Genomic DNA, 11,736 nt, shown 5'->3' on the forward strand with positions numbered 1-11,736 from the left:
CGACGTCACGTCCCGCTCTCCATCACGGCCACGGCCTCATCCTCGTCGGCGCCGAGATAGGCGGCGATGACCTTGGGATCATCGCGGACCTGGCGCGGCGTGCCTTCCGCGATCTTCACGCCATGGTCCATCACCACGATTTGGTCGGAGATCTCCATCACCACCGACATGTCGTGTTCGATCAGCAGGATCGAGGTGCCGAGCTCGTCCCGGATCGAGAGCAGGAGCTCGCTCAGGGCCGCGCTCTCGCGCGCGTTGAGGCCGGCTGCGGGTTCGTCCAGGCACAACAGCGCGGGCTCGGTGCACATTGCGCGCGCGATTTCCAGCCGGCGCTGGTCGCCATAGGCGAAATTGCCGGCGGCGTCATCGGCGCGGTCGAGCAGGTTGATCCGCCTGAGCCAGTCGGTGGCGAGATCGATCGCGCGCTTTTCGGCGTCGCGGTAGGCGGGAGCGCCGACAAGGCCGAGCATGGTAAAGCCGGAGGCGCGCATCAGCGCGTTGTGCTGCGCCACCATCAGGTTTTCCAGCGCGGTCATGCCGGGGAACAGGCGGATGTTCTGGAACGTGCGCGCGACCTTGGCCTGCTTGGCGATGCGGAAATCGTTCAGCCGCTCCAGCGCGATGACCCGGCCGTCGTGGGTGAGGCGGATGGTGCCGCCGGTCGGCCTGTAAAAGCCGGTGATGCAGTTGAAGACGGTGGTCTTGCCGGCGCCGTTCGGTCCGATCAGGGCGGTGATCTTCTTCCGCTCGGCGCTGAAGGAGAGGTCCTGCACGGCGACGATGCCGCCGAAGCGCATGGTGAGCCGGTCGACGCTGAGAATCTTGTCGCCGCTCATCCGTGTCCTTCCTTGACGAGGTCGGAGGAGATCGCCTGCGCCTTGGTCAGATACACGGTCGGGGCGCGATGACCGATCAGGCCGCGCGGCCGCCAGATCATGATCAGCACCATCGACATGCCGAACACGAGCATGCGGTAGGTTTCGAGGCCGCGGAACAGCTCGAAGCCGCCGATCATGGCGAGAGCTGCGAGCGCGACGCCGAGCTGCGAGCCCATGCCGCCGAGCACGACGATGGCGAGCACCAGCGCCGATTCCTGGAAAGTGAAAGATTCCGGACTGATGAAGCCCTGGCGGGTGGCGAAGAACGCACCGGCGAAGCCGCCGAACATGGCGCCGGTCGCGAACGCCGTGAGCTTGGTGGTCGTGGTGTTGATGCCGAGCGCGCGGCAGGCGACCTCGTCCTCGCGCAAGGCCTCCCACGCCCGTCCGATCGGCAGGCGGCGCAGGCGGATCGTCACCCAGTTGGTGAGGAGCGCGAGTGCCAGGATCAGGTAGAACAGGAAGACGATGCGATGGGTCGGCGAGTACTCGATGCCGAGCTTGGCGGCGAACCCGTCATCGCTGTTGTCGAGCGGGATGCCGAAGAAGGAGGGGCGGGGAATCCCGGAGACGCCGTTCGGGCCGCCGGTCAGCTCCTGCCAGTTGATGATGACGAGGCGGATGATCTCGCCGAAGGCGAGCGTCACGATCGCGAGATAGTCGCCGCGCAGGCGGAGCACGGGGAAGCCGAGCAGCACGCCCCAGAACGCGGCGAGGATGCCGGCGAGCGGCAGGCAGATCCAGAACGACCAGCCGAAATTGGTGGCGAGCAGTCCATAGGAATAGGCGCCAACCGCATAAAAGGCGACGTAGCCTAGATCGAGCAGGCCGGCGAGCCCGACCACGACGTTCAACCCCCAGCCCAGCATCACATAGGTGAGCACGAGGATCGCGAGATCGAGGATGTAGCGCTGGTCATAGAAGATCACAGGCACCAGCAGCGTGAAGATCAGGAGCGTCGGCGTGAGGTAGCGGCCGATGAACGACATGCCGCTCTGCACTACTGGCGGCACCAGCCTTTCGGCGCCGGTCGGACCGATCCATTGCCGCAGCAGCTCGATCACGATCGAGCCGCCGAACACCACTGCGACGAGCGAGGCGAGTTCGCCGAAACGGGTCCAATAGGTGAGCTGGCCGTCGGAGCCCGCCTCGGTGCGGATGCCGACCATCAACGAGAACAGCACCAGCGCGACCAGGGCGTTGATGAAGGCGGTTTTGAGGAGGGCGGGGATGCCCGTTGCAGGTTTGGCCGTATTGGTCGAGGGAGCTGTCACGCGGCCGGTCCGTTAGACTTTTTCGACTTCGGGACGGCCGAGCAGGCCGGTCGGCATGAAGATCAGCACGACGATCAGGATCGAGAACGCCGCAACGTCCTTGTATTCGACCGAGAAATAGGCCGACCAGAACGTCTCGATCAGGCCGATCGCGAGCCCGCCGAGCATGGCCCCCGGCAGCGAGCCGATGCCGCCGAGCACGGCCGCGGTGAACGCCTTGATGCCGGCGACGAAGCCCATGAAGAAATCGACCAAGCCGTAATAGAGCAGGTACATCAGGCCGGCCACCGCAGCGAGCGCCGCGCCGATCACGAAGGTCATGGAGATGGTGCGATCGACGTCGACACCGAGCAGCGCCGCCATGGTCTGGTCTTGCTCGCAGGCGCGCATGTCGCGGCCGAGCCGGGTGCGCGACACCAGCCAGGTGAAGATGGCCAGCAGCACGATGGTGGTGATCACCACCATGATCTGGATGTTGGAGAGCTGGATCACGAAGCCGTCCGGGCTCTCGTGCAGCGTGTAGCCGCCGGTGATGAAGGGCGGGATCGGCTTGACCCGGGCGCCTTGCGCCACCTGCGAATAATTGGTCAGCACGAAGGACATGCCGATCGCCGACAGCATCGGGGCGAGGCGGAAGGAATGGCGCAGCGGCCGGTAGGCGATGCGCTCGATGGTCCAGCCATAGAGCGCCGTGATCGCCATCGAGACCAAGAGCACGACGAGCAGGATCACAGGGATGGCCGTGAGGCCGAGCGAGATCAGGATCAGGAAGGTGATGAGGGCGATGAAGCCGCCGATCATGAAGACGTCGCCATGGGCGAAGTTGATCATGCCGACGATGCCGTAGACCATCGTGTAGCCGATCGCGATCAGGCCGTAGATCGAGCCGAGCACGAGGCCATTGATGAGCTGCTGGGCGAAATAATCCATGGGCTGCCGTTACCAAACCTGACGCGGCTCAAAGGGAGCTCTTCGAGAGAGAGTGCTTGAGTTTCTTCTCGGGCCCCGGCAGCCCTTGAGCGTTCTTCCGGTTTTGTAACAGGAGGGAACTGGCGGCTGCAACTGGCCAAGCCTCGGCAGAAGGTCTTGTACAGAGGTCATTTTTCGTTTCCGGGTTCCGCATCTGCGAGGAACCGGTTCCCAGGGCAACCAAAGTCGCGATCGGCCGTTATTACCGTTCTCTGACGTCCAACAAGGGAGTTTCCCCGAATGACGAAGCAGCAGAACCAGAATCCGGGTCAGCAGAACCAGAACCCCGGCCAGCGCAACCCGCAACAGCAGCAGGGTGGCGGCCAGAAACCCGGACAGCAGCAGCAGGACCCGATGCGCCAGGGCGATCGTCCCGGCCAGCAACAGGGCGGCCAGCGCGGTCAGGACGAATAGTTTGGGAGCCCGGAGTGGGAGGGCCCCGCCGAAAGGCGGGGCCTTTTTCTTTTGATACACGATCCATCCACGCCGTCATCCCGGGATGGTCCGCAGGACCAGACCCGGAATCTCGAGATTCTCAGGTGCGCAGCTGCGCACCATAGTTCAATGCTGCGCATTGCCCCGGAATGACGGAGTGGTCCGGGCGAGTTAAGGTAAACAAAGGGTTTAAATTGCCGCCACAGTCTGATGCGAGTTAGCTCCGGTAAAGCCGCTGCCTTCCGTCGAAGGCCTCGGCAAACCAAGCGGGAAGCGGCATGTTCAGGAATTGGCGGATCGGTTCGGTCAACGGCGCGCTTCTGGCAGCCTATTTCATCCCGGCCTGGGCGCTGGTCGCCTTCAACATCATCGTGGCGCCGGTGCACGGCCTCTACGAGCGGCCCAGTGTCGCCGTCGCCCTATACCTCAGCGACCATCTCCAGATGGCGGGGATGGACACGGTGCGCGCGGCCTGGCTGCTGGCGCTCGGACGGCTGACGGTGGTGGCGTTCTTCGCGATCTACCTCGCGCTGCTCTGCGTCCCACGAATCCGCAAGAGCGGCGGCAGCGACGAGGCGCTCGGCATTGCGCTGGCGATCGGCAGCCTGATCTCGTTTGCCAGCATGGTGATGGCCTCGAAGGTCGGCGAGATGGCCGCGCTCCGGCTGCACGCCACCGAGCTGCTGCTGCTGCTCGGGGCCGCAATTGTCGTCGTGATCGAGAAGCCAGAGGCAGAGCCGAAGACCGTCGAAGTCGCTGCCCCGTTAGCTCTTGAGCAGGCCGAGCTCCTGCACAATCGCTGAGGCTTCCTTGACGGCGTGGTTCGCCGCCGGCACGCCGCAATAGATCGCCTGCTGGAGCAGGATTTCCTTGATGTCGTCGGGCGTGAAGCCGCCCTCGGCGAGCGCCGCACGCACATGCAGGCGGAATTCGTCCCACTGCCCGAGCGCGACCATGGTGCCGATCACCAGCACCCGCCGCGTGCGCTCGTCGAAATGCGGCCGCGTCCAGATCTCGCCCCAGGCGTAGCGTGTGATCAGGTCCTGGAAGTCGGTGTTGAAGGCGTTGCGGTTCGCGATCGACTTGTCGACCCAGGCATCGCCCAGCACCTTGCGGCGCACGTTCATGCCGGCATCGCGGCGCTTCTGGTCGTCCATGGTGTCCTCCTTCGTCATTGCGAGCGCAGCGAAGCAATCCAGAGTCTTTCCGCGGAGGCAGTCTGGATTGCTTCGCTGCGCTCGCAATGACGGCTGTGGTTAGCGCTGCGTCAAGAACCCCACCACCGCATCCGTGAATGCATGCGGCTGTTCGACGTTGGAAATGTGCGCGGCGTCGATGATGGTCATGCTGGCGCCGGGAATGTTCGAGCGGATCAGCTCGGCCGCCGAGATCGGCGTCGCCATGTCGTGGCGGCCGGCGATCACCAGCGTCGGGCTCTTGATGTCAGGCAGCAGCGCGCGCTGGTCGAGCGTGGACAGCGCTTCGCAGCAGGCGAGATAGCCCTCGACCGGCGAGGCGAGCAGCATCGATTTCATCTTCGCGGTGATCGCAGGCTCACGCTCGCGGAAATCCTGTGTCAGCCAGCCCGCGATCACGGCGTCCGCGACCGCCGCGATGCCGCCCTTCTTCACCGCGTCGATCCGCTCCAGCCATCTGGTCGGCTCGGCATAGTAGCAGGAGGTGTTGGCGAGGATGAGCTTGCCGAAACGCTCCGGCGCATTGGCGCCCAGCCATTGCCCGACCATGCCGCCCATCGACAGGCCGCACCAATGCACCTTCTCGATGTTGAGGTCGTCGAGGATCGCGAGCACGTCGCGGCCGAACCGCTCCATCGTGTAGGGGCCGGGCGGAACGTTGGACTTGCCATGGCCGCGGCGGTCATAGCGGATGACGCGGAACACCTGCGTCAGCGCCTTCATCTGCGGCTCCCACATCTGCAGCGTGCAGCCGAGCGAGTTGGAGAGCATCAAGGTCGGCCCGCCGTCGCGGCCTTCGACGGAGACGTTGAGCAGGCAACCGTCGGCATCGATCATGGGCATGCGGCGTCTCCGTATCTATTCGCGCTCAAGGCTGTCCAGCAGGCGGTCGATCAAGGCCTGCGAAGCGCCTTGATAGGCCATCGGCTCGAACAATGCCGCAATTTTTTCCGGTGCGAGATGCGCGGTGACCTGCGAATCGCCTGACAGCACCTCGCGCAGATGCTTCTTCTCGGCGACCGCGCGCTTGCTGGCGGCCTCGATCAGATGATGCGCATCGCTCTTGCCGATCTTCTCGGCGAGCGCAAAGGTGACCGCCTCGGCCGTGATCAGCCCTTGCGTCGCATCGAGATTGCTGCGCATGCGCGCCGCGTCGACCTCGAGACCCTCGGCGATGTCGACGACGGCGGCCAGCGCGCCCGAGGCGACCAGCATCAATTGCGGCAGCGTCGGCCATTCCGCGTGCCAGGGGCCGGCACTGCGTTCATGGTCTTGCACCTGTGCGGCAAAAATCGTCGCGGCGAGCTGCGGCGCCATGGTGGCCGCGCCCAGCGCGCTCGCGGCGGCGACCGGGTTGCGCTTGTGCGGCATGGTCGAGGAGCCGCCGCGGCCTTCGCCGGCGGGCTCGAACGCTTCGGCGACGTCGGTCTGCATCAGCAGCGAGACGTCGCGTGCGATCTTGCCGCAGCTGCCGGCGAGAATGGCGAAGCACGATGCGGCCTCGGCGATGCGGTCGCGATGGGTATGCCAGGGCGCCTCGGGCAGCGGCAGATCGAGTTCCTGCGCCAGCCGTTCGGCCACCGCGAGCCCTTTGTCGCCGAGCGCGGCGAGCGTGCCGGCAGCACCTCCGAATTGCAGCGCGAGGCCCTCGCGGGAGAGCCGCCGCAGGCGGCAGCGCGCGCGGGCAAGGCTTGATGCGTATTCCGCCGCCTTCAGCCCGAACGGCATCGGCAGCGCGTGCTGGAGCCAGGTCCGCGCCACCATCGCAGTGTTGCGATGGCTGCGCGCCAGTGCGGCAAAGCCCTTGATGGCGCGGCTAAGGTCGGCGTCCAATGCGGCGATGCCGGCGCGGAGCATCAGCATGGTTGCGGTGTCGATGACGTCCTGGCTGGTCGCGCCCCAATGCACGTAGCGCGCGGCCTCCGCGTCGGTCTTGCCGACATTGGCGGTCAGCGTCTTGACCAGGGGAATCGCGAGATTGCCCGATCGCGTCGCAGCCTCGGCCAGTGCGGCGATGTCGAAGAAATCGGCCTTACACGCCGCCACGATCGGGCCGACGGCGGATGCCGGAATCACAGCCGTGGCGGCCTCGGCGCGTGCCAAGGCTGCCTCGAAATCGAGCATGTTCTGCAGGGTAGACCGATCGTCGCAGACCGAGCGCATGGCGGCGCTCGACAACATCGGCGCGAGCAGGGGGGAGAGGGATGTGCTCATGGTGCGCGCGACCTAATCATCAAGGCCCGGCTGTGCCAATCCCCAACCGCCCGCACAGGTCTTTTTGCAGTTGCGAATATGCATTGCACGTGACCGGAAGTGGCCTTTCCTTTGCGGCCTTCGTACGTTACTTCAGCAGCACTATAGTTACGCGACCCAGCTTCGAGATTCCGGGAGGCACCCCATGGCCATGACAATGAACGGCGAAGTCCAGCTCGCGGCGCCGCGCGAGGCCGTGTGGGCCAAGCTCAACGATCCCGAGGTGCTGAAAGCCTGCATCCCCGGCTGCGAGGAGCTGGAGAAGACCGACGACGGCGGCTTCCGTGCGATTGCGAAAATGAAGGTCGGACCGGTGTCGGCGCGCTTCAAGGGCAAAGTGATGCTCTCAGATCTCGACCCGCCGAACGGCTACAAGATCTCAGGCGAAGGCGAGGGTGGGGTGGCCGGCTTTGCCAAAGGCGGGGCGGCGGTCAAGCTCGCGGAGAAGGACGGCGGCACGCTGCTCTCCTACGATGTCGAGGCGCAGATCGGCGGCAAGTTGGCGCAGCTCGGACAGCGCCTGATCAACGGCGCAGCCAAGAAACTGGCCGACGAATTTTTTGCGAACTTCGCCAAGGCGGTACAGAGCTGAAACCTATCGCCTTTCGGCATGGCGGCTTGCGTCCGGGGTGATGTTGCCCCAGGGGACAATGGCCCATATGATGGGTTGGAATAATTATAAGAACCGCTTCGACGGGACCCGTCGGGGCGCTGATAGAGAGTGCTTATGGCAAAAATCTCCCTCGTCGTGAACGGCAATCCTGTGACGGCCAATATCGATCCCCGCACGCTTCTGGTGCAGTTCCTGCGCGAGAATCTGCGGCTGACCGGCACCCATGTCGGCTGCGACACCTCGCAGTGCGGCGCCTGTGTCGTGCATCTCGACGGCAAGGCCGTGAAGTCCTGCACCACGCTTGCCGTGATGGCCGATGGTCACGAGGTCAAGACGATCGAGGGACTGGCCGCCGACGGCGCGCCGCTGCATCCGATGCAGGAAGCCTTCCGCGAGCACCACGGCCTGCAGTGCGGCTTCTGCACGCCGGGCATGATCATGACCGCGATCGACATCGTGCACCGCAAGGGCCACGAGCTCGACGACCATACAATTCGCGAGGAGCTCGAAGGCAATCTCTGCCGCTGCACGGGCTATCAGAACATCGTCACCTCGATCTCCGCCGGCGCCAAGGCGATGGCGAAATCCGATCTCGCGTAACGCGCATCCCGCGATCAGGACATTCAGATGTACGAATTCAAATATCATCGCCCTGGGACCGTTCGCCAGGCGGCCAACCTCCTGGTGAAGAACGAGGACGCCAAGGTGATCGCCGGCGGCCACACGCTGATTCCAGTCATGAAGCAGCGCCTCGCAAGCCCGCCGCATCTGGTCGACCTCTCCCACATCGAGGGGCTCAACACGATCGAGATGAAGGGCCGCTCGCTCGTGATCGGCGCGACCGCCAAGCACGCCGAGGTCGCGACCTCCGCCATCGTCGGAGAGGCGATCCCGGCGCTGGCGAACCTTGCCGGCGGAATCGGCGATCCCGCCGTGCGTCACAAGGGCACGATCGGCGGCTCGCTCGCCAACAACGATCCGACCGCCGACTATCCGGCCGCGGTGCTCGCGCTCGGGGCCACCATTGTCACCAACAAGCGCCGTCTCAAGGCGGAAGAGTTCTTCCAAGGCCTGTTCACGACGGCGCTCGAAGCCGACGAGATCATCACCAAGGTGATGTTCCCGCTGCCGAAAAAGGCGGCCTACATCAAATTCCGCAACCAGGCCTCGCGCTACGCGCTGGTCGGCGTGTTCGTGGCGCGGCGTCCGTCGGACGTGCGCGTTGCCGTCACCGGTGCCGGCTCCGAAGGCGTGTTCCGCGTCACCGCATTCGAGGAGGCCCTGAAGAAGCGCTTCGCCTCGAAGGCGCTGGAAGGCATCGCCGTGCCGGCGGAAGGCCTCAACAGCGATATCCACGGCAGCGCCGAATACCGCGCGCACCTCATCGGGGTGCTGACGCGGCGCGCCGTCGACGCCGCCAATGCCAAGGATTGATGGGCCGCACTCATTGGCCCAATACTTGCCCGGTGCGGGCGTAAGCGAGACTGGCCTTTCATGAATTCAGCGGCCAATACTTCCGGTGCCAATACTTCAGTTGTATTGCCGGCATCGGTCGATGCGATGCTCGAACTCCTGACGTCGCGCGGCTATCTCGCCGAGCGGTCGCTGGCGACGGTGACTTACCTGTCGCTGCGCATGGGCCGGCCGCTGTTTCTCGAAGGTGAGGCCGGGGTGGGCAAGACCGAGATCGCAAAAGTGCTCTCGGCGGCGCTGGGGCGCAAGCTGATCCGCCTGCAGTGCTACGAAGGCCTCGACGTCTCCTCAGCGGTGTACGAGTGGAACAGCGCGGCGCAGATGATCGCGATCCGGATGGCGGAAGCCGCCGGCGATACCGATCGCGAGCAGCTCTCGAGCGACATCTTCGCCGACCGCTACATGATCAAGCGGCCGCTGCTCCAGGCGCTGGAGCCCGACGTCGCCGGCCCGCCGGTGCTGCTGATCGACGAGCTCGACCGCGCCGACGAGGCGTTCGAAGCGTACTTGCTCGAAATCCTCAGTGACTTCCAGGTGACGATCCCCGAATTCGGCACCGTGAAGGCGCCGCGCCCGCCGATCGTCATCATCACCTCCAACCGCACCCGCGAGATTCACGACGCGCTGAAGCGGCGCTGCCTCTATCACTGGGTCGATTATCCCGCCGCCGAGCGCGAGCTTGCGATCGTCAAGACGCGCGTGCCCGGCATCTCCGCCAAGCTGTCGCAGCAGGTCGTGCGCTTCGTGCAGGCGCTGCGCAACCAGGACTTCTACAAGTCGCCGGGTGTCGCCGAGACCATCGACTGGGCCACCGCGCTGTCGGAGTTGGATGCCCGCTCGCTCACCCCGCAAGTGGTCGGCGACACGCTGGGCGCGCTGCTCAAGTACCAGGACGACATCACCCGCATGCAGGGCGACACCTTGCAGAAGGTGTTGAAGGAAGCGACGAGCGAGAATTGATTTCTGTCATTCCGGGGCGCGCGCAGCGCGAGCTACGGTGCGCAATTGCGCACCTGAGAATCCATTGTGCAGCGGCGACGGCGGATGAATGGATGCCGGGTTCGCGCCAAGAGGCGCGCCCCGGAATGACGGCAGGGACAGTAGACCATGGCCATCAACCACCTTGCCCCCGAGCAGACCGAGCAATTCGCCGACAACATCGTCGGCTTCGCCCGCGCACTGCGTGCGGCCGGCATGCCGGTCGGGCCAGGCGCCGTCATCGATGCCATGAGCGCGCTCCAGGTGATCGACATCGGCAACCGGGCCGATGTCTTCACCACGCTGGAGGCGATCTTCGTCAAGCGCCATGAGCATGCGCTGATTTTCAAGCAGGCCTTCAACCTGTTCTTCCGTCCTTCCGAAGAATGGAAGCACATGCTGGATTCGGTGCCGCTGCCGGAGCACGCCAAGAAGAAGCCGCAGGCCGGCGCCCGCCGGGTGCAGGAGGCGATGTCGCAGCCGCGCATGACCGAGACGCCGCAGCACCAGGAGCAGGACCTGCGCCTGTCGGTCTCCGACAGGGAGATCCTTCAGAAGAAGGATTTTGCGCAGATGAGCGCGGCCGAGATCACCGAGGCGCTCCATGCCATCGAGCGGATGCACCTGCCGCAGGCCGAGCTGCTGACGCGCCGGCAGCGGCCTGATCCGCGCGGCTTGCGCCTCGACTTGCGCCGGACGCTGCGCGCATCGTTGCGTACCGGCGGGGACATCATCGACATCCATCGCCTCGGGCGAATCGAGAAGCCGGCGCCGATCGTCGCGCTGCTCGACATCTCGGGCTCGATGAGTGAGTACACCCGCCTGTTCCTGCACTTCCTGCACGCCATCACCGACGCCCGCAAGCGCGTCTCGGTGTTCCTGTTCGGCACGCGCCTCACCAATGTCAGCCGCGCGCTGCGCCAGCGCGATCCCGATGAGGCGCTGGCGAGCTGCTCGGCCTCGGTCGAGGACTGGGCCGGCGGCACGCGGATCTCGGCCTCGCTGTACAACTTCAACAAATTGTGGGCCCGGCGCGTGCTGAGCCAGGGCGCCATCGTGCTCCTGATCTCCGACGGGCTGGAGCGGGAGGCCGATTCCAGGCTCGCCTTCGAGATGGACCGGCTGCACCGGTCCTGCCGGCGGCTGATCTGGCTCAACCCGCTGTTGCGGTTTGGCGGCTTCGAGGCCAAGGCGCAGGGCATCAAAATGATGCTTCCCCACGTTGACGAATTCCGCCCGGTACATAATTTGAGTTCGATCCAGGAGCTGATCACGACGCTCTCCCAGCCGTTGCCGCCGCATCACCGCAGCCTGATCCGCTCCGCAGCTTGAGAGGCACCCCATGCTCGATCGCGACGAGGACATCCTGAAGGCGGCGGAGGACTGGCAGAAGGCCGGCCGTGGCGTCGCGCTCGCCACCGTTGTCGAGACCTGGGGCTCGGCGCCGCGCCCGGCGGGCTCCAGCCTTGTCATCAACGACGAAGGAACCTTCCTCGGCTCGGTCTCCGGCGGCTGCGTCGAGGGCGCCGTGGTGACCGAGGCCATGGACGTGATCCAGAGCGGCAAACCGAGGATGCTGGAGTTCGGCGTCGCCGACGAGACCGCCTGGAACGTCGGGCTGTCCTGCGGCGGCACCATCCGCGTCTTCGTCGAGAAGGTCGGCTAGC

General features: G+C 65.3%; 14 protein-coding genes. 8 read left to right on the forward strand and 6 right to left on the reverse strand.

Annotated elements, in window-relative coordinates; all coding sequences use genetic code 11:
* Positions 1–5: 5 nt before the first annotated feature.
* From ACVIIV_RS20395 to ACVIIV_RS20405, 3 genes are read right to left on the reverse strand one after another with little or no spacing between them, the layout of a single operon-like run.
* Positions 6–836, reverse strand: coding sequence for an ABC transporter ATP-binding protein (locus ACVIIV_RS20395; protein WP_456745762.1), 831 nt, complete (start codon positions 834–836; stop codon positions 6–8).
* The gene (gene livM, locus ACVIIV_RS20400) at positions 833–2,152 is read right to left on the reverse strand and encodes a high-affinity branched-chain amino acid ABC transporter permease LivM (RefSeq protein ID WP_456745763.1); all 1,320 of its coding nucleotides are present in this window, start codon (positions 2,150–2,152) and stop codon (positions 833–835) included. Before livM ends, ACVIIV_RS20395 begins: the two co-directional genes overlap by 4 nt.
* Positions 2,153–2,164: 12 nt before the next feature.
* Positions 2,165–3,082 (reverse strand): ABC transporter permease subunit, encoded by a 918-nt coding sequence (locus ACVIIV_RS20405; protein WP_247280725.1) that lies wholly within the window; start codon positions 3,080–3,082, stop codon positions 2,165–2,167.
* Positions 3,083–3,361: 279 nt separating this feature from the next.
* On the opposite strand from ACVIIV_RS20405, the gene ACVIIV_RS20410 reads away from it, so the two are divergent.
* On the forward strand, positions 3,362–3,535 hold the full coding sequence (locus ACVIIV_RS20410; protein ID WP_456745764.1) for a hypothetical protein: 174 nt from the start codon (positions 3,362–3,364) through the stop codon (positions 3,533–3,535).
* Positions 3,536–3,834: 299 nt separating this feature from the next.
* Positions 3,835–4,359 (forward strand): hypothetical protein, encoded by a 525-nt coding sequence (locus ACVIIV_RS20415; protein WP_456745765.1) that lies wholly within the window; start codon positions 3,835–3,837, stop codon positions 4,357–4,359.
* Here ACVIIV_RS20415 and pcaC read toward each other — a convergent pair.
* The 3 genes from pcaC to ACVIIV_RS20430 all read right to left on the reverse strand — a co-directional run bounded on the left by pcaC (position 4,321) and on the right by ACVIIV_RS20430 (position 6,966).
* Entirely contained in the window at positions 4,321–4,713 is a 393-nt protein-coding gene (pcaC, locus tag ACVIIV_RS20420) for a 4-carboxymuconolactone decarboxylase (protein ID WP_456745766.1), read from the reverse strand. The genes ACVIIV_RS20415 and pcaC overlap by 39 nt on opposite strands.
* A gap of 99 nt (positions 4,714–4,812) precedes the next feature.
* Complete coding sequence (gene pcaD / locus ACVIIV_RS20425) at positions 4,813–5,595, reverse strand: 3-oxoadipate enol-lactonase (protein ID WP_456745767.1); 783 nt, start codon at positions 5,593–5,595, stop codon at positions 4,813–4,815.
* Between the two features lie 15 nt (positions 5,596–5,610).
* On the reverse strand, positions 5,611–6,966 hold the full coding sequence (locus ACVIIV_RS20430; protein ID WP_456745768.1) for a 3-carboxy-cis,cis-muconate cycloisomerase: 1,356 nt from the start codon (positions 6,964–6,966) through the stop codon (positions 5,611–5,613).
* A 184-nt stretch (positions 6,967–7,150) separates the two neighbouring features.
* Between ACVIIV_RS20430 and ACVIIV_RS20435 the strand changes: the two genes are divergently transcribed.
* The 6 genes from ACVIIV_RS20435 (at position 7,151) to ACVIIV_RS20460 (ending at position 11,735) form a co-directional block, all read left to right on the forward strand.
* Complete coding sequence (locus tag ACVIIV_RS20435) at positions 7,151–7,597, forward strand: SRPBCC family protein (RefSeq protein ID WP_456745769.1); 447 nt, start codon at positions 7,151–7,153, stop codon at positions 7,595–7,597.
* Between the two features lie 135 nt (positions 7,598–7,732).
* On the forward strand, positions 7,733–8,218 hold the full coding sequence (locus ACVIIV_RS20440) for a (2Fe-2S)-binding protein (RefSeq protein ID WP_456745770.1): 486 nt from the start codon (positions 7,733–7,735) through the stop codon (positions 8,216–8,218).
* A gap of 27 nt (positions 8,219–8,245) precedes the next feature.
* Positions 8,246–9,052 carry an FAD binding domain-containing protein gene (locus tag ACVIIV_RS20445; protein ID WP_456745771.1) on the forward strand — a complete coding sequence of 269 codons (807 nt, stop codon included), beginning with the start codon at positions 8,246–8,248 and terminating at the stop codon, positions 9,050–9,052.
* 60 nt (positions 9,053–9,112) lie between these two features.
* Positions 9,113–10,051 (forward strand): AAA family ATPase, encoded by a 939-nt coding sequence (locus ACVIIV_RS20450; RefSeq protein WP_456745772.1) that lies wholly within the window; start codon positions 9,113–9,115, stop codon positions 10,049–10,051.
* A 147-nt stretch (positions 10,052–10,198) separates the two neighbouring features.
* Positions 10,199–11,401, forward strand: a complete 1,203-nt coding sequence (locus ACVIIV_RS20455; RefSeq protein ID WP_456745773.1) for a vWA domain-containing protein — start codon at positions 10,199–10,201, stop codon at positions 11,399–11,401.
* 10 nt (positions 11,402–11,411) lie between these two features.
* Positions 11,412–11,735 carry an XdhC family protein gene (locus ACVIIV_RS20460; RefSeq protein ID WP_007602422.1) on the forward strand — a complete coding sequence of 108 codons (324 nt, stop codon included), beginning with the start codon at positions 11,412–11,414 and terminating at the stop codon, positions 11,733–11,735.
* Position 11,736 lies beyond the last annotated feature (1 nt).

The sequence above is a fragment of the Bradyrhizobium sp. USDA 4354 genome, assembly GCF_054060315.1.

Excerpts from the sequence above, each read along its gene's own strand:
- pcaD (WP_456745767.1), bottom strand. The coding sequence starts at position 5,595 with ATGCCCATGATCGATGCCGACGGTTGCCTGCTCAACGTCTCCGTCGAA.
- ACVIIV_RS20445 (WP_456745771.1), top strand. The coding sequence starts at position 8,246 with ATGTACGAATTCAAATATCATCGCCCTGGGACCGTTCGCCAGGCGGCC.
- ACVIIV_RS20395 (WP_456745762.1), bottom strand. The coding sequence starts at position 836 with ATGAGCGGCGACAAGATTCTCAGCGTCGACCGGCTCACCATGCGCTTC.
- ACVIIV_RS20415 (WP_456745765.1), top strand. The coding sequence starts at position 3,835 with ATGTTCAGGAATTGGCGGATCGGTTCGGTCAACGGCGCGCTTCTGGCA.
- ACVIIV_RS20410 (WP_456745764.1), top strand. The coding sequence starts at position 3,362 with ATGACGAAGCAGCAGAACCAGAATCCGGGTCAGCAGAACCAGAACCCC.
- ACVIIV_RS20430 (WP_456745768.1), bottom strand. The coding sequence starts at position 6,966 with ATGAGCACATCCCTCTCCCCCCTGCTCGCGCCGATGTTGTCGAGCGCC.
- ACVIIV_RS20435 (WP_456745769.1), top strand. The coding sequence starts at position 7,151 with ATGGCCATGACAATGAACGGCGAAGTCCAGCTCGCGGCGCCGCGCGAG.
- ACVIIV_RS20460 (WP_007602422.1), top strand. The coding sequence starts at position 11,412 with ATGCTCGATCGCGACGAGGACATCCTGAAGGCGGCGGAGGACTGGCAG.
- ACVIIV_RS20440 (WP_456745770.1), top strand. The coding sequence starts at position 7,733 with ATGGCAAAAATCTCCCTCGTCGTGAACGGCAATCCTGTGACGGCCAAT.
- pcaC (WP_456745766.1), bottom strand. The coding sequence starts at position 4,713 with ATGGACGACCAGAAGCGCCGCGATGCCGGCATGAACGTGCGCCGCAAG.
- ACVIIV_RS20450 (WP_456745772.1), top strand. The coding sequence starts at position 9,113 with ATGAATTCAGCGGCCAATACTTCCGGTGCCAATACTTCAGTTGTATTG.
- ACVIIV_RS20405 (WP_247280725.1), bottom strand. The coding sequence starts at position 3,082 with ATGGATTATTTCGCCCAGCAGCTCATCAATGGCCTCGTGCTCGGCTCG.
- ACVIIV_RS20455 (WP_456745773.1), top strand. The coding sequence starts at position 10,199 with ATGGCCATCAACCACCTTGCCCCCGAGCAGACCGAGCAATTCGCCGAC.